The 21,646-nt window shown below is 60.5% G+C and carries 20 protein-coding genes and 1 other RNA gene; 13 read left to right on the plus strand and 8 right to left on the minus strand.

What is annotated here, in order from left to right; all coding sequences use genetic code 11:
- Positions 1-7: 7 nt before the first annotated feature.
- From LC298_RS12265 to LC298_RS12280, 4 genes are all read right to left on the minus strand, one after another.
- Complete coding sequence (locus LC298_RS12265) at positions 8-574, minus strand: 5-formyltetrahydrofolate cyclo-ligase (protein WP_131567551.1); 567 nt, start codon at positions 572-574, stop codon at positions 8-10.
- Positions 575-629: 55 nt separating this feature from the next.
- A non-coding RNA gene (gene ssrS, locus LC298_RS12270) (6S RNA) lies at positions 630-785 on the minus strand.
- A 53-nt stretch (positions 786-838) separates the two neighbouring features.
- Positions 839-1,192, minus strand: a complete 354-nt coding sequence (locus LC298_RS12275) for a cell division protein ZapA (RefSeq protein ID WP_131567553.1) — start codon at positions 1,190-1,192, stop codon at positions 839-841.
- Between the two features lie 19 nt (positions 1,193-1,211).
- Positions 1,212-1,484, minus strand: coding sequence for a DUF4164 domain-containing protein (locus LC298_RS12280; RefSeq protein WP_131567555.1), 273 nt, complete (start codon positions 1,482-1,484; stop codon positions 1,212-1,214).
- A 292-nt stretch (positions 1,485-1,776) separates the two neighbouring features.
- Here LC298_RS12280 and tkt point away from each other — a divergent pair, with 292 nt between their 5' ends.
- Both tkt and gap read left to right on the plus strand, forming a co-directional pair.
- Positions 1,777-3,780 (plus strand): transketolase, encoded by a 2,004-nt coding sequence (gene tkt, locus LC298_RS12285; RefSeq protein ID WP_131567557.1) that lies wholly within the window; start codon positions 1,777-1,779, stop codon positions 3,778-3,780.
- A gap of 30 nt (positions 3,781-3,810) precedes the next feature.
- On the plus strand, positions 3,811-4,821 hold the full coding sequence (gap, locus tag LC298_RS12290) for a type I glyceraldehyde-3-phosphate dehydrogenase (RefSeq protein WP_131567559.1): 1,011 nt from the start codon (positions 3,811-3,813) through the stop codon (positions 4,819-4,821).
- A gap of 77 nt (positions 4,822-4,898) precedes the next feature.
- On the opposite strand, the gene LC298_RS12295 is transcribed toward gap, so the two are convergent.
- A complete protein-coding gene (locus LC298_RS12295) occupies positions 4,899-5,537 on the minus strand; it encodes a class I SAM-dependent methyltransferase (RefSeq protein WP_131567561.1) in 639 nt (212 codons plus the stop codon).
- Positions 5,538-5,623: 86 nt separating this feature from the next.
- Here LC298_RS12295 and LC298_RS12300 point away from each other — a divergent pair, with 86 nt between their 5' ends.
- The 11 genes from LC298_RS12300 (at position 5,624) to LC298_RS12350 (ending at position 16,884) form a co-directional block, all read left to right on the plus strand.
- Positions 5,624-6,538, plus strand: coding sequence for a LysR family transcriptional regulator (locus LC298_RS12300; protein ID WP_131567563.1), 915 nt, complete (start codon positions 5,624-5,626; stop codon positions 6,536-6,538).
- Positions 6,539-7,316: 778 nt separating this feature from the next.
- The gene (locus LC298_RS12305; RefSeq protein ID WP_131567565.1) at positions 7,317-8,516 is read left to right on the plus strand and encodes a phosphoglycerate kinase; all 1,200 of its coding nucleotides are present in this window, start codon (positions 7,317-7,319) and stop codon (positions 8,514-8,516) included.
- A gap of 44 nt (positions 8,517-8,560) precedes the next feature.
- A complete protein-coding gene (locus LC298_RS12310) occupies positions 8,561-9,454 on the plus strand; it encodes a fructose bisphosphate aldolase (RefSeq protein ID WP_131567567.1) in 894 nt (297 codons plus the stop codon).
- A 28-nt stretch (positions 9,455-9,482) separates the two neighbouring features.
- Positions 9,483-10,364, plus strand: coding sequence for an SGNH/GDSL hydrolase family protein (locus LC298_RS12315; protein WP_428977536.1), 882 nt, complete (start codon positions 9,483-9,485; stop codon positions 10,362-10,364).
- A 173-nt stretch (positions 10,365-10,537) separates the two neighbouring features.
- On the plus strand, positions 10,538-12,487 hold the full coding sequence (locus LC298_RS12320) for a propionyl-CoA synthetase (RefSeq protein ID WP_131567569.1): 1,950 nt from the start codon (positions 10,538-10,540) through the stop codon (positions 12,485-12,487).
- 144 nt (positions 12,488-12,631) lie between these two features.
- Positions 12,632-13,900, plus strand: coding sequence for a TadE/TadG family type IV pilus assembly protein (locus LC298_RS12325; RefSeq protein WP_131567571.1), 1,269 nt, complete (start codon positions 12,632-12,634; stop codon positions 13,898-13,900).
- Between the two features lie 9 nt (positions 13,901-13,909).
- Positions 13,910-14,422 (plus strand): TadE/TadG family type IV pilus assembly protein, encoded by a 513-nt coding sequence (locus LC298_RS12330; RefSeq protein WP_131567573.1) that lies wholly within the window; start codon positions 13,910-13,912, stop codon positions 14,420-14,422.
- Positions 14,423-14,425: 3 nt separating this feature from the next.
- A complete protein-coding gene (locus LC298_RS12335) occupies positions 14,426-14,818 on the plus strand; it encodes a TadE/TadG family type IV pilus assembly protein (protein WP_131567575.1) in 393 nt (130 codons plus the stop codon).
- A 109-nt stretch (positions 14,819-14,927) separates the two neighbouring features.
- Positions 14,928-15,719, plus strand: coding sequence for an SDR family NAD(P)-dependent oxidoreductase (locus LC298_RS12340; protein WP_131567577.1), 792 nt, complete (start codon positions 14,928-14,930; stop codon positions 15,717-15,719).
- A gap of 72 nt (positions 15,720-15,791) precedes the next feature.
- Complete coding sequence (locus LC298_RS12345; protein ID WP_131567579.1) at positions 15,792-16,169, plus strand: VOC family protein; 378 nt, start codon at positions 15,792-15,794, stop codon at positions 16,167-16,169.
- A 4-nt stretch (positions 16,170-16,173) separates the two neighbouring features.
- Positions 16,174-16,884, plus strand: a complete 711-nt coding sequence (locus tag LC298_RS12350) for a helix-turn-helix transcriptional regulator (RefSeq protein ID WP_131567581.1) — start codon at positions 16,174-16,176, stop codon at positions 16,882-16,884.
- Between the two features lie 34 nt (positions 16,885-16,918).
- Here LC298_RS12350 and LC298_RS12355 read toward each other — a convergent pair whose 3' ends face one another.
- The 3 genes from LC298_RS12355 to LC298_RS12365 all read right to left on the minus strand — a co-directional run bounded on the left by LC298_RS12355 (position 16,919) and on the right by LC298_RS12365 (position 21,072).
- Complete coding sequence (locus LC298_RS12355; RefSeq protein WP_131567583.1) at positions 16,919-17,644, minus strand: DUF1013 domain-containing protein; 726 nt, start codon at positions 17,642-17,644, stop codon at positions 16,919-16,921.
- A gap of 159 nt (positions 17,645-17,803) precedes the next feature.
- The gene (locus LC298_RS12360; RefSeq protein WP_131567585.1) at positions 17,804-19,870 is read right to left on the minus strand and encodes a putative bifunctional diguanylate cyclase/phosphodiesterase; all 2,067 of its coding nucleotides are present in this window, start codon (positions 19,868-19,870) and stop codon (positions 17,804-17,806) included.
- 209 nt (positions 19,871-20,079) lie between these two features.
- Complete coding sequence (locus LC298_RS12365) at positions 20,080-21,072, minus strand: 2-hydroxyacid dehydrogenase (RefSeq protein WP_131567587.1); 993 nt, start codon at positions 21,070-21,072, stop codon at positions 20,080-20,082.
- Between the last annotated feature and the right edge of the window lie 574 nt (positions 21,073-21,646).

Consider the following 21,646-nt stretch of genomic DNA (forward strand, 5'->3'; position numbering starts at 1 on the left):
CACTCTCCTATGCGCGCACGGGGAAGTCGCGCAACCCGTCCTCGGTGACAATCGCATCCAGCGGAATGTCGTGCGGCTGCACCGGCACCGCTTCTGTTTCCTGGCAGGAGAACGCGACCCCGACCAGACGCGGCCTCATACCCTTGGCGTGCAGACGCGCGATTGCCCTGTCGTAGTGTCCCGCCCCGTAGCCGATCCGGTGTCCAAGCCGATCAAAAGCCGCCAGCGGGACGAGCATGATGTCCGGATCGAGGATTTCGGCGGTATCGTCCGGCCCCACGGTGCCGAACCCGGTATCCACCATCGCCGCGCCGCGCACCAGCTCGCGAAAGGCGATGGTTTCGCGGTCCAGCACGACCGGCAGGCAAAGCCTCGCGCCCTTCTGGCGAAGCGCGAACATCAGCGGACGCGGATCGACCTCGGAGCGGATCGGAAGAAAGCCTGACAGGATATTTTCCGCCCCGGCATCGATCGAAGCGCCGTGTTCGGCGATGGCGAGGCTCGTTTCGATGCGAAGCTCCGGCGCCATGGCGTCCCGGCGCGCAAGCGAAGCCCGGCGAATCTCCCGCTTCATGTCACCCGCGCTGAGATTCACCGCACACCTTGTCGACTACATCTTCAAATTCGAAAGGCCAACCGCGACAACCGGTGGAACGCCGTATCCCGGGAACCTACTTTAGTAGGTGGGCGCCGTGTGAGAGGACCCACGAGTCCAATCAGGGACAGCTCCCTGGAGATGCGTAAGGCCCCGGAGAAATGTTTCCTGCCGCGGAGCGCAGTCAGCCAGAGCGCGATATAGTCCCTTGCCCCGGCCGCCGCCAGAGGCATGACCGACTGATCACGCGATTTTCGCGGCAACGCTCTCGATCTGTCCGGCCACCTCGGACAACCGCGTCATCAGCAGCGTGTCGGCGCTGTCGGCCTTCTGCAGAGCCTCGTCGCGGGTCCGGCGCAGCGATTCCATTTCCGCCTCCAGTCCCTTGACACGCTTCTGCATCTCCACCAGTTCGTCCATCACCATGATGCCGGCCATCACGGTCAGGCGCTGGTCCCCGATCTCGCCGAACGAGCCCTTCAAATGGTTGACGTAGCGGTCGAGCCGGGCCGCAAGGTCCTGCAGATGCTCTTCCTGCCCAGGATCGCAGGCCAGGCGATAGGCCTTGCCGTCGATTGTTACTGTTACCTGTGACATGACGACTCCAACCCGATCGTCACCGGTCCAGCACGGCGCGGATCGTCTCCATCGCCGTCACCAGCCGGCGCGACACTTCCTTGTTGACTTCTTCCAGCCGCTCGGCGCGCGCTTCCGAGGCGTCGAGTTCTCCGGCCAGCTTGCTGCGATCCGAATTCATCCGCTGCACTTCTTCTTCCGCGTCGCGGTAATTCTCGCGGACCTCCAGTTGACGCTCGACGGCGTCCTCCAGCGAACCGACCGCCTTGTCGAGCCTGCTCAAAACCTCGGATAATGTCTGCTGCGAAGCCATTCCGGAACACTCTCAACGTTCGTGGAAAGACGAATACCTTTCAATTGAGTGCCTTACGCCAGAGGGATAAGGCAGTGGTTCAACCTAGCCAGTTCGGCAGCGGTTTTCAAACGCGATCGCAGATAACCCACAGGACAGAAGGCCCGCCATCGCTGCGCTGCGGCCCTCGCCGCGCGTCGCGCCCGGTTTTGTTGACTCGCAATAGCGACCTGCTATGTGTCGCGCGATTTTTCGTTCGGCAGGAGCGAGCCGCCCTCAAATCACTGCCGGCTGACGCAAACCAGGATACAACATGACGGCACGCGAAAAACACGACCGGATGGCGAACGCGATCCGATTCCTCTCCATGGACGCCGTCGAGGCGGCGAATTCCGGGCATCCCGGCCTTCCCATGGGCGCGGCCGACATCGCGACGGTCCTGTTCTCGCGCTTCATGAGCTTCGACCCCATCCACCCGCACTGGCCGGACCGGGACCGCTTCGTGCTTTCCGCGGGTCACGGCTCGATGCTCCTCTATTCGCTCCTCTACCTTCTCGGTTACGAGGACATGACCATCGATGAGATCCGGAATTTCCGCCAGCTCGGCTCGAAGACCGCCGGCCACCCGGAATACGGCCACGCGACGGGAATCGAGACCACGACCGGGCCGCTCGGACAGGGGCTTGCCAACGCCGTCGGCATGGCGATTGCCGAGCGCAAGCTTGCCGACGAATACGGCTCCGATCTCGTCGATCACCACACCTACGTTCTTGCCGGCGACGGCTGCCTGATGGAAGGCATCAGCCAGGAAGCGATCGCGCTGGCCGGCCATCTCAAGCTTAACAAGCTGATCGTCCTGTGGGACGACAACGGTATCTCGATCGACGGCGCGGTCTCGCTCTCCGATTCCACCGACCAGCAGGCCCGCTTCGAGGCCTCCGGCTGGGAAACGGTGGGCGTCGACGGCCACGATCCCGACGCCATCGCGGCGGCGATCGAGCGAGCCCGTTCGTCAGACAAGCCGACCATGATCGCCTGCAAGACCACCATCGGCTATGGCGCCCCCACCAGGGCGGGAACCTCGAAGGCGCACGGCTCTCCGCTCGGGCCGGAAGAGATCATCGGCGCGCGCAAGGCGCTCGGCTGGACATCCGAGCCCTTCGAGATTCCATCGGAGGTGCTCGACGACTGGCGCGTCGTCGGCCTGACCGCGGGCAAGAAGCGGGTCGCGTGGCAGGAGCGGCTCGATGCCGCCGACGCGACGGTGCGTGGCGAGTTCGAGCGCCGGATGCGCGGCGACCTTCCCGCCGGCTTCGAATCGGCAATGGCCAAATACAAGAAGCAACTCGCCGATGACCAGCCCAAGGTCGCCACCCGCAAATCGTCCGAAATGGCGCTCGAGGTGATCAACGGCGCGCTCTCCGAAACCATCGGAGGCTCGGCCGACCTCACCGGCTCCAACAACACCAGAACCGCCCAGACCGCGCCGATCACGCCCGACGATTTCTCCGGCCGCTACCTGCACTACGGCATCCGCGAGCACGGCATGGCCGCGGCGATGAACGGCATTGCCCTGCATGGCGGCCTGATCCCCTATGGCGGAACATTCCTGGTCTTTTCCGACTATGCCCGTCCGGCCATGCGCCTGGCGTCGCTGATGGGCATCCGGTCGATCTTCGTCATGACGCATGATTCCATCGGCCTCGGCGAGGATGGGCCGACCCACCAGCCGGTCGAGCACCTTGCCGCACTGCGCGCAATCCCCAACCACATGGTCTATCGTCCCGCCGATGCGATGGAGACGGCCGAATGCTGGGAGCTTGCGCTTGCCGACACCGGGTCTCCGTCGACGCTCGCGCTGACCCGCCAGAACCTGCCGGCGCTGCGCACCGAGTTCGACAAGGACAACCGCTGCGCCTACGGCGCCTACGAGATCGCCTCCGCCGCCGACGATGCGGTCGTCTCGATCTTTGCGTCCGGTTCGGAGGTCGAGATCGCGGTGCAGGCGAAATCCGCGCTTGAGGCCAACGGGCATCCGACCCGCGTCGTCTCGGTTCCCTGCCTCGATCTCTTCGCGAAACAGTCCGAGGACTACCGCAACGCGATCATCGGCGATGCGCCGGTAAAGATCGCCGTGGAAGCGGGCATTCGCCAGCCCTGGGACGCCCTGCTTGGTTATGACGGCATTTTCGTGGGCATGAATTCGTTCGGCGCATCCGGCCCCTATCAGAAGCTATATGCCCATTTCGGCATCACGGCCGAGGCCGTGACAGCCGCAGCCGAGTCTCGCCTGCACGACCATGCCGGCCGGAAATGAAATCGCCACCTCGAACCGGAGAAAGTCCCCATGACCGTTAAAGTTGCCATCAACGGATTTGGCCGCATCGGCCGAAATGTGGTTCGCGCCATCTACGAATCCGGCCGCACCGACATCGACGTCGTTGCCGTCAACGATCTGGGCCCGGTCGAGACGAACGCGCATCTCATGCGCTACGATTCGGTTCACGGGAAGTTCCCGCGCGGGATCGAGGTCGACGGCGACACGATCAGGATCGAGGGCGGGGACTCGTTCAAGGTGCTCGCCGAACGCGATCCGAAAAGCCTTCCTTGGGGAGATCTCGGCGTCGACATTGTGATGGAATGCACCGGCATCTTCACGGCCAAGGAAAAGGCGTCGATGCATCTGGATGCCGGTGCCAAACGCGTGCTCGTTTCAGCCCCTGCATCCGGTGCCGACAAGACGATTGTCTACGGCGTGAACCATGACGTGCTGACCAGGGACGACCTGGTCGTCTCAAACGCCTCCTGCACGACAAACTGCCTGGCGCCCGTCGCCAAGGTCCTGCACGAAGCGATCGGCCTTGAGCGCGGCATGATGACGACGATCCATTCATATACGGGTGACCAGCCGACGCTCGACACCATGCACAAGGACCTCTATCGGGCGCGCGCCGCCGCGATGTCTATGATCCCGACCTCCACGGGTGCGGCAAAGGCCGTGGGTCTCGTGCTGCCGGAGTTGAACGGCAAACTGGACGGGTTCGCCATGCGCGTACCCACGCCGAACGTTTCAGTCGTTGACCTGAAATTCCTCGCCAAACGCGAGACCTCCGTGGACGAGATCAATGATGCGATCAAGACGGCGGCCGGCCAGGAGTTGAAGGGCGTTCTCGCCTACACGGCGGAAAAGAACGTTTCCATCGATTTCAACCACAACCCGCATTCGTCGATCTTCCACCTCGATCAGACAAAAGTCATGGACGGCACCTTCGTGTCGGTCCTGTCCTGGTACGACAACGAGTGGGGTTTCTCCAACCGCATGGCCGACACCGCCGTCGCAATGGGCAAGCTCATCTGATCCTCACGCCCGCGCGGCGTTCGCGGGCATCCGTTCCAGATCCGACGGCGGGGCAGCCTTGCTCCGCCGTTTTCGTTTCAGCTCTTGCGCGCGACGATGAACCGGCTCGGCGGCGACGCCGGATAGTTCCCGACCTCGATGATCTTGAATCCCCGAGACGTAATTGCCTCTTCCAGTTCCCTGATCCGCATGAAGTTGACATAGGGCGCCTTCCCGAAAAACTGCATGACGGGCAGGATCACCCTGATCGCCCGATAGGAGATCGGCGCTCCGTTTTCGGGCGCACACGAGGTCTTGGAGATGAACAGTCCGCCGGGCTTCAGCAGGCCATGCACGCGCGCGGCGGCCTCTCCCGGGTCTTCCAGGAGATGGAATAGGTTGAAGGCCAGCACGACATCGTAGGGCCCCTCCCCGAGCGCCGGATTGAAAACATCGCCGGTAACGAACCGCGTGTTCGAATTCGCCTTTTTCTCCGCCTTCTCCCGGGCGATCCGGATCATGCCCGGCGACAAGTCGCTGGCGGTGATCGTCCCGGCGCTTTCCGAAAGGATGAGCGCCGTCGTCCCCGTTCCGCATCCCAGTTCGAGCACATTGTCGGTCGGTCTCAGATATGAGCGTGTCCGTTCAAGTGTCTGCTGGTAGGCTTCCGGGTTGGAAACCGGCCTGCGCGCATATTTGGGGGAAATTTTGTCCCAGAAGGCTGCTGTATCTGACATGGTTCTGCTCCTTTGGCCCCCTCCCCTAATCCATGCACTCAAAGCTGGGAATTGCCGAAATCGGCAGTGTCATTATACATAAATGCATGAACTGGCAGGCCATCACCTTTGACTGGAATCAGGTGCGCGCTTTTCTCGCCACGGTCGAGGAGGGTTCGCTCTCGGCCGCGGCGCGGGTTCTGGGCCTGACCCAGCCGACGGTCGGCCGCCAGATATCCGCGCTTGAGGCCGAGCTCGGCGTGGTCCTGTTTGCGCGGGCCGGGCGGGCGATGGCGCTCACGCCGTCCGGACAGGAACTGGTCCAACATGTTCAGGCGATGGGCGAAGCGGCCACTCGCCTGTCGCTTGCGGCGTCCGGTCAGGCGGAATCGATCGAGGGCCAGCTTCGGATTACGGCCAGCGACGTGATGTCGGCGCACGTCCTGCCGCCCGTCCTGTTGCGGCTTCAGGCGGTCGCGCCGTTGCTCGAAATCGACCTCGTCGCCGCCAACGATGTCCGCGATCTGTTGCGCCGCGAGGCTGACATCGCCATTCGCCACGTCCGCCCGCACCAGCCGGATCTGATCGCCCGGCTGGTGCGCGAGGCCTCCGCATATTTCTACGCCTCCTCCGGTTACCTTGAACGGCGCGGCGTTCCACGGTCCCTCGAAGACCTGACCGCTCATAACTTCATCAGCTTCGGCGATGCCGGGCAGATGATCGAGCACTTCGAACCGCTCGGCCTGTCGCTGACGACGGCCAATTTCCGGCATGGATCGAAAAGCGGCGTGGTGGCTTGGGAACTTGTGAAACACGGACTGGGCATAGGGATCATGTCGCAGGAGGTGGCCGAGGCCACTCCGGGCCTGGAGAGATTGCTGCCCGACATGGCGCCGGTGGTCTTTCCGGTCTGGCTCGTGACGCATCGCGAGCTGCACACCAGCCGCCGTATCCGTCTGGCGTTCGACATGCTGGGCGAGTTCCTGTCGGACCCCGGAATGAGAGCAGTGCACGCGGCATAACGTGGATAAGTTTTTTGCCCGATTCTCGCTAACCCGTTGTCCTGACTGGTTATTATATTTTTCCCGCAGAAAACTTATCAACACCTCCCGGGCCTGGCGTATCCTTGATGCTGTCTCTCGCAGGAAGCCTGGGTGCACACCGGCACAAAGGGAGAGGCCGGCGCCTGACGGGGCGGGGAGAGGTCCCTGCCTGGGTGATGAACCCCCACGTCGGGCCGGAAGAAGGTTTGCGGTGTTGGAGCGACCCCGTAAAGCGGCTTGCCGCTGACGACAGTGACGCCGGCGTACCGCCGGTGACATGGGAAGCTCCTCAATCCCCGCCCGGCCAAGAGGTTCCGTCGCTTGCGGACCGAAGGTTTAACCGCCGGGGCAGTCGGGACGAGCGATCTCCCAGCGCCAATGCATTCCCGAACCGGAAGAACGCCGAAAGGGGCGGTCGGAAGATCGCACTACTACAATAGACGAAGCGATCCCCCGACCGCCCGTCTTCCTGATCTTTGAAATAGCCAGACCGGTAACGGGGCGTGGCAACCAAGAGGCGCGTCCGCAGGGACCCGCCAGCGAGCGACCGGGCCCCTGCCAGCAACGACGCGAAGCGGAGGCGCTTAAGGGCAGGGCAAACAATGAGGAGCTTAAGGGCGGGGACAGACTGCCCGGCGAGACAACGGACATGCGCCGCATGGCAGAAACGCCCGATATCGCCAGGCCAGTTGACCGGAGGCATGTCGGCATTGCACTAGAGGGGCCAATGCCAGCCAGCTGCCAGCGAGATCGATCCATGCCGAACTTCCGCACCCTCGATGACCTTCCAGAAGACATCCGCGGAAAGCGCGTCCTGGTACGCGTCGACCTGAATGTTCCCATGGCGGATGGAGCCGTTAGCGATCGCACGCGGATCGAACGCGTCGTTCCCACGATCGCCGAACTGTCTGGCAAGGGCGCCAAGGTCATTCTGCTGGCCCATTTCGGTCGTCCGAAGGGCAAGCGCGTCGAGGAAATGTCGCTCCGTCCGGTCGCCCAGGCGCTGGAGGAGGAACTCGATCACCGTGTCGACTTCTCGGGCGACTGCATTGGAGACGAGGCCCACAGCGAAGTCGGCGAAATGGCGTCGGGCGACATCGTATTGCTCGAAAACACGCGCTTCCATCCAGGGGAGGAAAAGAACGATCCCGACCTTGCCAAGGCGTTGGCCGCCAATGGCGACATCTATGTCAACGACGCGTTCTCTGCGGCTCACCGGGCTCACGCCTCCACGGAAGGCGTCGCGCACTTGCTGCCCGCCTATGCCGGCCGCGCCATGCAGGCCGAACTGGAAGCGCTCGAAAAGGGTCTCGGCTCGCCCGAAAAACCCGTTGTTGCGATCGTCGGCGGAGCCAAGGTCTCGACCAAGATCGATCTCCTGCAGAACCTCGTGAAAAAGGTCGATGCGCTGGTGATCGGCGGCGGCATGGCCAACACCTTCCTCGCCGCCAAGGGCATCGACGTCGCCAAATCGTTGTGCGAGCACGACCTCGCCGATACCGCCAACGCCATCATGGCTGAAGCCTCGAAATCCGGCTGCGCCATCGTGTTGCCGGTCGACGCGGTGGTCGCGGCGGAGTTCAAGGCTGGCGCCGACAGCGAGACCGTCGACGTCGAGAACGTGCCGGCCGGCATGATGATCCTCGATCTGGGTCCTGCCTCGGTCGGCCGGATCAACGGCTGGATAACGCAGGCCGCGACACTGGTCTGGAACGGTCCGCTCGGTGCGTTCGAGATTCCGCCCTTCGACGCCGCAACCGTGGCGGCAGCCAGGCATGCGGCAGCAGAGACAATGGCGGGATCGCTGGTTTCGGTCGCGGGCGGCGGCGATACGGTGGCGGCGCTAAACCATGCCGGCGTGACGGAGGATTTCACCTATGTGTCCACCGCCGGCGGCGCGTTCCTGGAATGGATGGAAGGCAAGAAATTGCCGGGTGTGGCCGTTTTGTTGCGCTAAGCGGGTATGAACTTTTTTAAGCCTTTCGACTCTGGGAGAAACAAATGACGCAAGCGGATATGGCGGCGCAGGTCGCAAACAAGGACGGCTTTATCGCGGCCCTGGACCAATCGGGTGGCTCGACGCCGAAAGCTCTGAAACTCTATGGCGTCCCGGAAACCGCCTGGTCGAATGACGACGAGATGTTCGATCTCGTTCATCGGATGCGCACGCGGATCATCAAGTCACCCGCCTTTACCGGCGACAAGGTGATGGGCGCGATTCTTTTCGAACAAACCATGGATCGCGACATCGACGGCACGCCGACAGCCCGATACTTGTGGGAAAAACGCGGCGTGGTTCCTTTCCTGAAAGTCGACAAGGGCCTTGCCGAGCCGAAAGACGGCGTCCGGCTGATGAAGCCGATCCCGGACCTTGACACGTTGCTCGAACGCGCCATCGCCAATGGCGTCTTCGGAACGAAAATGCGTTCGGTAATCGATGCCGCCGATCCCGAAGGTATCGCCGCCAATGTCGCTCAGCAATTCGAGATAGGAAAGCAGATCCTTTCCCGCGGACTTGTCCCGATTCTCGAGCCGGAAGTGACGATTTCAATCGAGGACAAGGCGGATGCCGAAGACATCCTTCTTGCCGAGATCAGGAAGCGTCTTGATGACATCCCCGCCGGCAAGCAGATCATGCTGAAACTCTCGCTGCCCACGAAAGCGAACCTTTACAAGCCGCTGATCGACGATCCCCGCGTTATGCGCGTGGTTGCTTTGTCAGGCGGATATTCCCGCAAGGAGGCGAATGAGAAACTGGCGCAAAACACCGGTATGATCGCCAGCTTCTCGCGCGCTCTGAGCGAAGGCCTTTCGGCCGACCAGACGGACGAGGAATTCGATGCCGAACTGGCGTCGGCTATCGACAGCATTTTCGAGGCCTCCAGGGCCGGTTGACGGACTTGCTGAGAGGGGAGGTCCGGCAATGCTGCTTCGAAAGGCCCTGTTCAGCTGGATCGCGTTTCCCTTCTATGTCTGGCAGGGGATTGCGCTTCGCCTGAAAATCGAGCGCCTGCACCCGCCAGACATTGCGCCCGAAGGCGATTTCGAGGGTGAGGGCGAGGAAATCCGTCTACTCGTGGCCGGCGACTCCTCGGTGGCGGGCGTAGGCATGGCGTCGCTTGAGGAGACGCTTACCTACAATCTGGCCACAATCGTCAATGAGCGTACGGGACGACCCCTATACTGGCGGGCGGCGGGAGCCAATTCCGCCACCGCCGGTGACCTGCGAGACCATGTCATTCCGAATCTCGACCGGCGCGATTACACCGATGTTGTGCTTGTCGTCGGCACCAACGACATGAAGAACTTTCATGCCGTGCGCCGGTTCAAAAAAGAGTTTGGATCGCTTGTCTACGCGGTCAGAACCCGCTTTCCGCATGCACGAATCTACTGGGCGCCGGTCGCCGACATGACGCTCATTCCGGCATTGCCGAAGACCCTTGGCAAGATCCTCAAGGCACGCGCCGATCTGATCAACGAGATGGGCGCGCGGCTCTGCCGGGAACGCGGACTGACGATCGTGGAGCCGGTGCCTATTCTGGGCCCCGAAGGTTTTGCCCGCGACGGCTTTCACGCGGGACCCGCCGGTTATCGGAGCTGGGCCGGGCATCTGGCCGATTATCTATATCCCCAACGAGCGGGATCCGGGCTTACCCGATCCTCACAACTGGAAGGCGCTGACGATGAAGATAATGATCAGCCCGGCCAGCGGGAGCTTCCAGAAATCGCTGCGCTTGCGCATGCCGGGCAGGCCGACCGGCTTGATGATCTGGATCACCATCGCAAGTATGATGAAAATCGATAGGAGCTTGATCACGAAGGTCCCCGGTTTGGACTGTCTGTCTTGGCGCGCGGCCGGCGATTGGCGGTCCCCGACCTAAGTCAAATGGACGGATACCATCGCTTCTGGCAGATAGAAACCGATGCTGGCGCACGCGCGCTGCCGTCACACCGTAAATCGGGGAGGTAGATCGGGTCATGGCCGGGAGGGTTGACGCCAGCAAGTCCGCATATCGGAACATCTATGATTTCTGGAAGCGCGATCCTGAAGCCTTTTGGGCCGACTGCGCGCAAGCGATCGACTGGTTCTCTCCATGGGATACGGTCTTTGATCCGAACAAGGATGTCTACGGGCGCTGGTTTCCCGGCGCCACCTGCAACACCTGCCATAATGCTGTCGACCGGCATGTCCTGGCAGGCCGCGGCAGTCAGGCCGCGCTCATCTATGACAGTCCGGTCACCGGGCAGAAGCAAAAGCTCACATACCGGGACCTTTTCGAGCAGGTTCAGGCGACGGCTGCGACCCTCTTGGACCTCGGCGTCGAAAGAGGCGACCGTGTCCTGATCTACATGCCGATGGTGCCGGAGGCCGTCATCTCCATGCTCGCCGTTGCGAGGCTCGGCGCGATTCATTCCGTCGTCTTCGGAGGTTTCGCCTCGAATGAGCTCGCGACCCGCATCGACGACTGTCAACCGAAGGTGATAATCTCCGCCTCATGCGGCATCGAGCCGTCGCGGATAGTGGAATACAAGCCGCTGCTTGATGGCGCGATCGAGATGGCGAGCGCCCGGCCCGACCACTGCCTGATCCTTCAGCGCGAGCAGAAGTTATGCCAGATGGCGGACGGGCGGGATGTCGATTTCACCAAAAGCGTGGCCCGGCATTTGGCGGCGCAGACAAAAGTCGATTGCACGCGCGTCGATGCGATCGACCCGCTCTACATTCTCTATACCTCCGGAACGACAGGCCAGCCGAAGGGCGTCGTACGTGACAATGGCGGACACATGGTTGCGCTTAACTGGTCGATGTCCGCGCTCTATGGAATTGAGCCTGGGGAAGTATTCTGGGCGGCCTCGGATGTGGGTTGGGTGGTCGGCCATTCATACATTGTCTACGCACCGCTCATTTACGGCGCGACGACCGTGCTTTTCGAGGGAAAGCCGGTAGGAACCCCCGATGCGGGTACATTCTGGCGCGTCATAGAGGAATACGGGGTCTCGGCCCTGTTCACTGCGCCGACGGCGTTTCGCGCGATCAAGAAGGAGGATCCGGAGGGCGCGTTGATTTCCGACTACGACATCTCGAGTCTTCGCACGCTTTTCCTCGCCGGCGAACGAGCCGACCCCGACACCGTGAACTGGGCATCGGAAAAGCTCGGCGTTCCGGTGATCGACCACTGGTGGCAGACCGAGACTGGATGGGCGATCGCCGCAAATCCTGTCGGGCTTGGCCGGCTTCCGATCAAGATCGGCTCGCCGACCGTCGCCATGCCGGGTTACGATGTACAAATCGTCGACGATTCCGGTCAGGCGGTCACGCCAGGAACCCTCGGTAATATCGTGATCAAACTGCCGCTGCCCCCGTCCTGTTTGCCGACGCTGTGGAACGCCGACGAACGGTTCCGGTCGGCCTACCTCGACGAGTTCCCCGGCTACTACAAAACCTCCGACGCCGGCTTTGTGGACGACGAGGGCTACCTGTTCATCATGGCCCGCACCGACGACATCATCAACGTGGCCGGGCACCGCCTCTCGACGGGGGGAATGGAGGAGGTTATCGCAGGTCATCCCGATGTCGCCGAGTGTGCCGTGATAGGGATCGATGACCAGATGAAGGGTCAGGTGCCGGCCGGTTTCCTCATTCTGAACAGCGGAGTCAGTCGGCCCGTCGAGGAGATCGAAAGCGAGGTCGTGGCTCGCGTTCGCGAGAAGATTGGTCCGGTAGCCGCGTTCAAGATCGCGATCGCTGTTCCTCGCCTGCCCAAAACGAGATCGGGAAAGATCTTGCGTGCAACCATGCAGAAGATTGCCAATGGCGAGGAATGGAAGATGCCGGCGACGATCGACGACGACGCCGTCCCGGACGAAATCAGGGGCGCGCTTGAAGCGCATAGAATCGGCATCTTTAGTACCGGTACGTATTCGTAAATGAATTCGAACTTCGAGCGATCCGTGAAATAATTCACGCAGATCTTACGCCGGAAATTATCTAAAAATTTCGGTACTCCGGACACAAATCTCAAACCAAATATCTTGTGAATTTCTTTAGCTTTGCTTCGCTAGATTGGCAGATTGAAAAAGATCGCCGGGGGCGGCATGATGACGCCGTACAGAAGGTCAATACGGAAGCATATTTCCAATTTTCTCGCGGACAAGCGGGGCAATATCGCGATCATGGGCGTGGTTACACTGCCCATGTTCATCGGCGGTATCGCCTTTGGCACCGAGGCGAGCCACTGGTTCGTCGAAAAATCCAAGCTCAACTTCGCCACCGACGCAGCCGCAATATCGGCGGGAAGTCTCTACAACCGCGGAATTTCGAACCCACACATCGAAAGTGCGATCCGTCAGACGCTGCTTTCCGAAGGCTATCCCGCTTCGACACTCTCGCTCGGGGTCACTTACCCGACCCTGACGAGCGACCTGATGACGATTCAGGTCTCATACGAGACCGATAAATATTTCAGCCAGGTTCTGTGGGACGGCACTGTAACCATCGCCAGCGAGACGATCGTGGCAATCTTCGGTAAACCTGCGTGCATTCTGGGTCTTAATTCGAGCGCAAGCGGGGCTGTGACGCTCAGCGGTTCTGCAACCGCAACGCTCACCGGCTGCGTTGTTGCGTCAAACTCGACGAGCGCCAGTTCCATCCTGCTGGCGGGATCGTCAAGCCTTACGACCGACTGTATGGTCGCATCGGGCGGTATTAGCGGCGAGGTGAACGCCACTACGGACTGCCTGAACAATCGCACGAACCGAAGAGCGACCCGCGATCCGTTTGCGAGCCTCGAACAACCGGCCACGCCTTATTATTGCCCGCCATCCCCTGCGTTCGCACCGAAGGGAACCTACACACTCAGCTCCGGATGTTTCTCCACACCCCTCTCACTTAAGGGTAATGTCACGTTTCAGCCGGGTGTCTACATTCTCGATGGGGTTGGCCTGAAGATCAACTCGAACGCCGTGGTTAGTGGAACGGATGTGACGTTCGTGTTGAAGAACGGCGCCACGCTCGATTTCGCCGGGACGGCAACGATCAACCTCACCGCGCCGGCCGAGACTTCGAGCGAGCCCTACCCCGGCATTCTGTTCTGGGGCGCTGCCGACAATGGGGCTATTCATAAGATTACCGGGAACTCGTCTTCGTTTTTCTCCGGGGCGATCTACCTTCCGGGTGACACGGTCGAGTTTACCGGCAACTCGGGATTGAATTCCGACTGCGCCCGCATCATAGGCGACACTGTGAGGCTTTACGGTAACGCTAATTTCAGCACCAACTGCACAAACTTCACGGGTGGATACGAGATTGCGACCGCCGATGCCGTCGTGATCGTGAAGTAGGTTAAGAAAATGCGTGCACTCTTCCCGCATATTAGCCGAGCCCGAGCCCTCTTCGTGTCGCTGGGGATCTCGGCACGCCGCTTGCGCGACGACCGCAACGGCATTGCGGCCGTCGAATTCGGTCTGTTGGTGCCCGTTCTTGCACTTGCATTCGTTCTGATGCTCGATATCGCCCAGGGTATCGCCGCCAAATATGACACCGAGCGCAAGATGAGACTCGCCATCGAAGGTATAATCCGGTACGGCGACGACACGGCGAAAGTCCAAGCGTTCGCGAACAACTCGGGGAACGAGGCCTTTCCCTCCTCCCCGGATGCTCCGGTGAACAATTCGACGCTCGTCGTCGACCCCTATTACATCTGCAGGAATGTCGACGGGACGTTCGCCACATTCGCGCCGTCGGAGAGTCCGTCCTGCACAAATTATGAAACCTGGTATGAACTCACCACTGCGGGAACGGTGACCGGAATGTTTGGCAAGACGTTCAACATTGGCGCCACGGTCCACATCTTCTCGGAATAGCCGATGCAGGCCGGTCGATATCTCACCCAATTTCTCAAAGGCGAAGATGGCACCGCTGCGGTGGAATTCGCGATCGTTGCCAATATTTTCATTGCGATCGTTCTAGGGATCTTCGCTATAGGCTATGCGTTCGTGGTGAAGTCGGACATCGAGCAGTCGATCACGGTTGCAGAGCGATACGCCCTGATCAATGAAGAAAGCGATGCTCAGCTTGAGAACATAATTCGCTCCAGTCTTCCGACTTACGATGGAAGCCAGATCACGATCTCGCTGGAGCGGGGCTCGTCCAGCGGCATTCTTTATGTGCGAGCTGAAATCGCCTACGTCATCGATCTCGGCATCAGCTCCATTTTTGGACCGGTCTCCATAGCAACTTCGAGAATCTTCCCCACCTAGCAGCGTCGGCTTTCTCGCCACACGGCAAACGCAGCGAAGATAGCTCCGCAATTCCATTTGCCAGCGAACTGCAATAGCGTCTCCCCACGATTGGAGGGAGATCTTCACCATGGCACTCGACGGAAAAATTGCCGTTGTGACCGGCGCTGCACGAGGCATCGGTTACGCGATCGCGAAACGCTTGCTTCAAGATGGCGCGAAAATCGCCCTCGCCGATACCGATGAGAAGAAAGGCAAACTTTCCGAAAAAGAACTCTCACAATTCGGGGAGGTCCGATATTTCCCGGTAGACGTGGGAGATCGCCTGAGCGTTCACAATCTGATGGCTTCGACCCTCGATGAGTTCGGCGACATCGACATCCTCGTAAATAATGCCGGCATCGTCCACGGCGAGGACTTTCTCAACATCTCGGAAGAGAATTTCGACCGTGTCATGAGGGTTAATCTGAAGGGGGCGTTCTTATGCGGACAGGCCGCCGCCAAGATGATGGTCGAGAAGATCAATAATGGCGGACCGGCCGGTACGATCATCAACATGTCGTCTATAAACGGTACCGTCGCCATCCCGAACCAGGTCCCCTACTGCGTCTCGAAAGGAGGGCTGGATCAGCTCACAAAAGTGATGGCATTGTCGCTAGCACCTTATGGAATCACGGTAAACGCAGTCGGACCAGGCTCGATTATGACGGAAATGCTCGCTTCGGTGAACGACGATCCTGCCGCGCGCGACCGGATCCTGTCACGCACACCGCTACTGCGGATCGGCGAACCGTCGGAGATCGCTTCCGTGGTTTCCTTCCTAGCATCCAGAGACGCCAGCTACATCACGGGACAGACGATACATGCGGACGGCGGCAGGCTGGCACTGAACTACGTCGTGCAAGTGCCCGAAACGAGTTGATCACTCCTGACACGATGGTGTCAGGATGGCTGTGCGACATTGCGGATATCGCCAAACATCAAGGAGTCTCCCATGTCCAATCAACCCTACAATGCTGCGGTCTGGTTCGAGATCCCGGTCAAGGATCTCGACGCGTCAAAGCGCTTCTACGAAGAAATTTTGTCGATCTCGATGACGCGGGACGACAACGGCCCGAACCCGATGGTCATGTTCACGCATTCGCAAGATGCCGGGGTTTCGGGTCACCTCTATGAGGGTAATCCGGCCAGCGAGGGAACGGGAAGCACCATTCATCTTCGGGCCAGCGAACCGTTGACGGCCGTGATGGGGCGAGTCCGTGCATCCGGTGGAGAAATCGTCTCGCCGGTGATCGAGATTCCGAGCGGCAGCTTCGTATACGCTCGCGACCCGGATGGAAATTCTATCGGGCTATTCAACTACTCTGCCTGAAATCATGCGACGTGCCGACCGCCTGTTCCAGATCGTCCAGCACCTGCGTGGTGGTCGGCTTGTCACCGCAAGAAAGCTTTCCGGAATTCTAGAGGTCTCCGAGCGAACGATCTACCGCGACATCGCTGACCTGCAATCAACTGGCGTGCCGATCGACGGCGAAGCAGGCGTCGGTTACCTGATGCGCGAAGGCTTCGACCTTCCACCGCTTATGTTCACCCGTGACGAGGTGGTCGCATTGGTGGCGGGGGCCCGGCTGATCAAGGCTTGGGGTGGAGCGACAATCGCCCGCGCAGCAGAAGAAGCGCTTATCAAGATAGGAGCGGTCCTCCCTGAGGAGGAGCGTGACCGGCTGCGTTCGGTAGAAATCCACGCGCCGTCATTCATGATGCGCGACGAGGATCGGCATAGGCTGGACCTCATGGAACGCGCGGCGGAAACCCGGCACGTAATCCGCTTCGGTTACGTCGACGGGGACGGAAAGGCGACGGAGCGCGCCATTCGCCCGCTCGGCTTGTGGTTCTGGGGCGGTCGATGGACCTGTATTGGCTGGTGTCTTTTGCGAGAAGACTTCCGGATGTTCCGCATCGACCGTATCCAATGGGTAGAGTCCACGACTGAGAAATTTGCAGCCGAACGGGGAAAGTCAATCCGTGACTTCTACGCCAGAATGGAGAAGTCGGGCGATGTCCCGCCCGGCTACGACTGGAACTGATGCGGACACTCCGAAGAGCTTGTCTCGCCCGCGATCAGGAGGTGCTGTCTTCGGCTTCCTCGTCCTCTTCACTGCCCTTCAGCGATTTCAGCTTCGCGAACACAGCGTCGGCGTCAAGCTCTTCTTCCTCTTCCCGCGGCCTCGTCGGCGTCGACAGGATGTCGGTTACCGGCATCGTCTCGGTCTCGGAAGCAGGCAGCAGGCTGTCGCTCTGTTCCGAGGGGACATCCGCGGGCCGGGACTTGGCTGCTTTCTGAACTTCGAAATCCAAGTCTATCTGTGTGCAGAGACCGAGCGCGACCGGATCAATGGGCTGCAAATTGGCAGAGTTCCAGTGTGTGCGGTTTCGGATCTGCTCGATCGTGTTCTTAGTCGTGCCAACGAGACGCGAAATCTGCGCATCCTTCAACTCAGGGTGATTCCTGACGAGCCACAGGATGGCGTTCGGGCGATCGTGGCGCTTTGACACCGGCGTATAACGCGGGCCCTTCTTGCGCAATTCCGGGACGACATACTTCGAGTCCGCCAATTTGAGGGCGTGACTCGGGTCCGATTCCGCTTTTGCGATTTCCTCGCGCGAGAGCTGGCCCGTGCTGACCGGGTCCAGCCCCTTGATGCCCTGCGCCGACTCGCCATCGGCGATTGCCTTGACCTCGAGCGGATGGAGCTTGCAGAAATTTGCGATCTGATCGAACGACAGGGCAGTGTTGTCGACGAGCCAGACTGCCGTTGCCTTGGGCATAAGAAGCGTGTTTGCCATTGAAGATGCCTTCCCTGATCGTCCGCGCCGGGGTCGCGGGCGTGGTATTCACCACTGAATTTTCCGGATAATGGGCGTCCTATACAGCGTCGGAACAGCGAGTGCAATCACCGGGCGGCAGCAACGTCAATAGCATGCGGCAGCAGCGCGGCGAGGCGGTCAGCCGGCCATCAGGGAAAACTCCGCATTTTCTTTCGGGGCAGATGCATGCCCGCGCACCAGATAGGCCGGAATTTCGGCAGCTTTCATCGGTACGCTGAAATAGTATCCCTGAATGCACCGCGCTCCCGCGGCCCGCAGGAACGCCAATTGCCTCTCGGTCTCGACGCCCTCGACCACAATATCGATCCGCAGCTTGGCGCACATGTCGATCATCGCGCGGATAACCTTCTCGGCACTTCCGCGCTCATCCAGCCGGCGGACGAAGGTGCGGTCGATTTTGATGGTGTCGACGCACAGACGATCGATGTAATCGAAGTTTGTATACCCGACGCCGAAATCGTCGAGAGCGATTCGTGCGCCAAGCGCGCTCAGTTTCGCAAGCGACGATTTCGCCTGGGCGAAATCAGCCATGACAAGCGTTTCGGTCACTTCGAATTCCACCATATGGGCCGGATATCCGCTCGCGGAAACGATCTGGCAAATGTTGTCGATCGCCGCGGAGGAGTCGATATCGCGGGTCGACAGGTTGAACGAAAGCTTAAAATCACCGTCCCAGGCAGCCGCTGCCGCCAGCGCCTTCCTGAGAAGGATCGGTGTCATCTCTACGATCCTGCCGGTGCGCTCGGCGGCGGCGATGAAGACATCCGGCCTTATCTCGCCCAGTTCGGGGCTGTTCCAGCGCGCCAGCGCCTCGAAGCCGACCGTCTTTCCGGAGAGGATGTCGACCTGTGGCTGGTACAGGACGTACATTTCCCTGTCGGCGTCGCAGTGGCGCAGACAGTGCTCTACCGCGGCGCTGTCGCGGCGCGCCGTTTCGTGCTCGTCGGAATAGATCACCACGCCGCTCTGCGTTTCCTTCGCCTGATAGAGCGCGTAGTCGGCCCGTTCGATCAGGTCGCTCTCCGTCAGGATGGTTGCCTGCTCCAAGGCGAAACCCACCGAGGCGGAAATGGAGATTTGTATTCCGATGATCTCGTAGGGCTGGCTGATCGCGTGTCTAAGGTGTTGCCCCAGTCCCTCGAGGTCTCCGACCTCGGGCGCGTTTTCAACAAGAACGGCGAATTCGTCGCCGCCAAGGCGCGCGGCAAAACAGCTTTGCCCCCCCGCCACTGCCAGCCTGCGTCCCACCTCGAACAGCAACTTGTCACCAACCGCATGGCCGAACTTGTCATTCACGGGCTTGAATCCATCCAGATCAATGATGGCCAGGGCGAACCCGTTGCCCGCGCGGCGCGACCGCTTCAGATATGATTTGAGTTCACGAAAAAAGTGCCTGCGATTCGGCAGCCCGGTCAGCATGTCGGCGTCGGCCAGACTCTCCGACGAATTACGGAGTTGATCCGCAACGATCCGCGCCTGGATCTCTCTTCTGATGGCAGTCCCGGTTAGTTTTGCCATGCAATAGGCGACAAGGGTCCCGGCAATGCCGATGAAAATATGCTGTCTCAGAGTTTCCGGTCCCGCCTGGTAGGCGAACGATAGCATGGTGAACAGTGGGATGAGGACGGCCACGGCAGCCGTTCTCGCGCTGATGCTCACGGTCGCGATCACGAGCGCTAGGAAGGTGAAGTAGATCAGCTTGGGCGGCTCGAGGTGCAGGATGTGGTGCGCGACCAGGCTTCCGTGGATCAAGCCAAAAACGATCAGCGCGCGCAGTTCGAGTTCTTCATAAGCGAGCTCACGCCGGCGAAACTCGAGGTACATCGAAAGGCACGCAATGGAGGTAATGACGGAGATGCTGCCCAAAAGGAGAAATCCGACGAAGTTTTCGTCGAAATAATGCGCAACAGTAATGAGTGCGAAATAGAAGGCGGCGGCAGCGAGAACGGCCCGCGAGATCGGCTGATACGATCGCGCGAGATGGCCCTTCATCTCATCCGTCATCGCAATCGCGCCAGAGGTGCGGGCATCTCGTAAACGGATCGGAAGTCCGGTCCTGTCCGGCTCCCCGATCAGTTCTCGAACTTCGGCGCTATACGGGTCGCCCCCCGCCCCGTCCATGGTGAGCCGCTTGGCCAGTGAGGCTATCTCGTCCTGTTTCTTGCTGTTTATCTGGAAAGACAAGAGAGCCGTCCAAAAGAAGGAACCTCGAAGACATCCGTGCCCGCCGGTACAAGTGTCGCACCATCCCGGTACGGTTAATGACAGACCGCAGCTTCTCGCACACTAATGATAGTTGTTTGTGAAAGTATTAACGGGGCGCACCAGCGCGACGGCGCTCTGGCGCCACAAGACTTCGAAGCCGCTGTTGGCAATACACATCCAATTCAATGTCACAACCGGTCAGGCCGAAGTGCATCGGGGGGAGGACGGCCGGCCCCGAACGCATCGAAGGATCCGATTACCGACTTGGCGATATCGCTCAATGCATGGTCGGTGAGATAGGCCATGTGCGACGTCACGATCACGTTCGGAAATGTAAGCAGCCGGGAAAACGTGTCGTCCTCCAAGATATCCTCGGAACGGTCGATGTAGAACAGCCCGGCCTCCTCTTCATACACGTCAAGCGCCGCGCCACCGATCGCGCCGGACTTGATCCCCTCGACCAGTGCCGCAGCATCGATGAGGCCGCCGCGTCCTGTGTTGACAATCAGCACGCCACGCTTGAGCCCCGGGATCATTTCCGCATTGACCAAGTGGTAGGTTTTCTCTGTCAGCGGAACGTTCAGAGTGACGATGTCGCTGTGACGCGCCAGGTCGGCGATGGAGACGTATTCCGCGATGCCGCGAAGTTCGTTCCGCTCGATCAGATCGTGATAGATCAGGCGGCAACCGAAACCGGAAAGGGCGCGCAGGACGAGCGCTCCTATTTGCCCGGCGCCGACCACACCGACGGTCTTGTCGGACAACTGGCTGCCGACAAGGCCGCGCAAATCGAAATCGCATTCGCGGCTGCGAATGTAGGCGCGGTGGATCTTCCTGGTGAGCGTAAGAATGAGGCCGACAGTGAACTCTGATACCGAGTTCGGCGAGTAGTGGGGGACGCTGGCTACAGCGAATCCGAGTTCCTCCGCAGCGTCGAGATCGATATGGTTATGGCCCATCGACCGCGTGACGATGATCCGGCATCCCTGGCTCTCCAGCGTGGAGAGGACGGCGCGGTCGGCCGTGTCGTTGACCGAGATGCACACGCCCGCCGAGTCGCCTGCGAGCGCCACCGTGCGCTCGCTCAGGAGCTCGGGTTCGAAGGCGATGGAATGTGGATGATCGATGCGGTTGAAGGATTCGCGATCGTAGGATCGCGCGCTGAACATGGTTATCTTCACGATTTTCCCCGTCAGGCTGCCATCATGATCTCGCGCTGCAATCCGAATTATCTCTTTTCACAAAGGCATTGCAATTTGTAGCGGGTGAAGAGCCTAGTTCCTCTTTTCCTCATAGGCGCCGGACCGGGTCCTTTGTCCCGCCGAGTTGTCAGTCCCGCCCTTGAGCGTCGCTTTCTTCTTTCGTAAGCGGCAAGCCGCTATCCGTACCTTCGCTGGCGGGTCCTTGGGCCCTCTTTCCCTCCTCACTAGGCGCGCCGATCGCACGGCCCCCTCTCCGTCGCTTAGCGACACCTCTCCCCCACGCCGTGGGAGCGACGAAGGGCGCTGTGCCCTGTACTCCCCTCGTCATCCTCGGGCTTGACCCGAGGATCCACGGCTACACGGCGCTTTCGGTCCATGGATCCTCGGGTCAAGCCCGAGGATGACGATGTTGGGTTTGGCTGCGGCGGAAACCTTCATCATTGAGACACACTTCCTCATCGCCACGCGGAGTCGTTTGTCCCGCCCTTAAGCTCCTCATTTCATTCGTCGCTGGCGGGTCCCTGCGGGCGCGCCTCTTGGTTGCCACGCCCCG

This window comes from Oricola cellulosilytica (genome assembly GCF_019966575.1).
Classification (GTDB): Bacteria; Pseudomonadota; Alphaproteobacteria; order Rhizobiales; family Rhizobiaceae; genus Oricola; species Oricola cellulosilytica.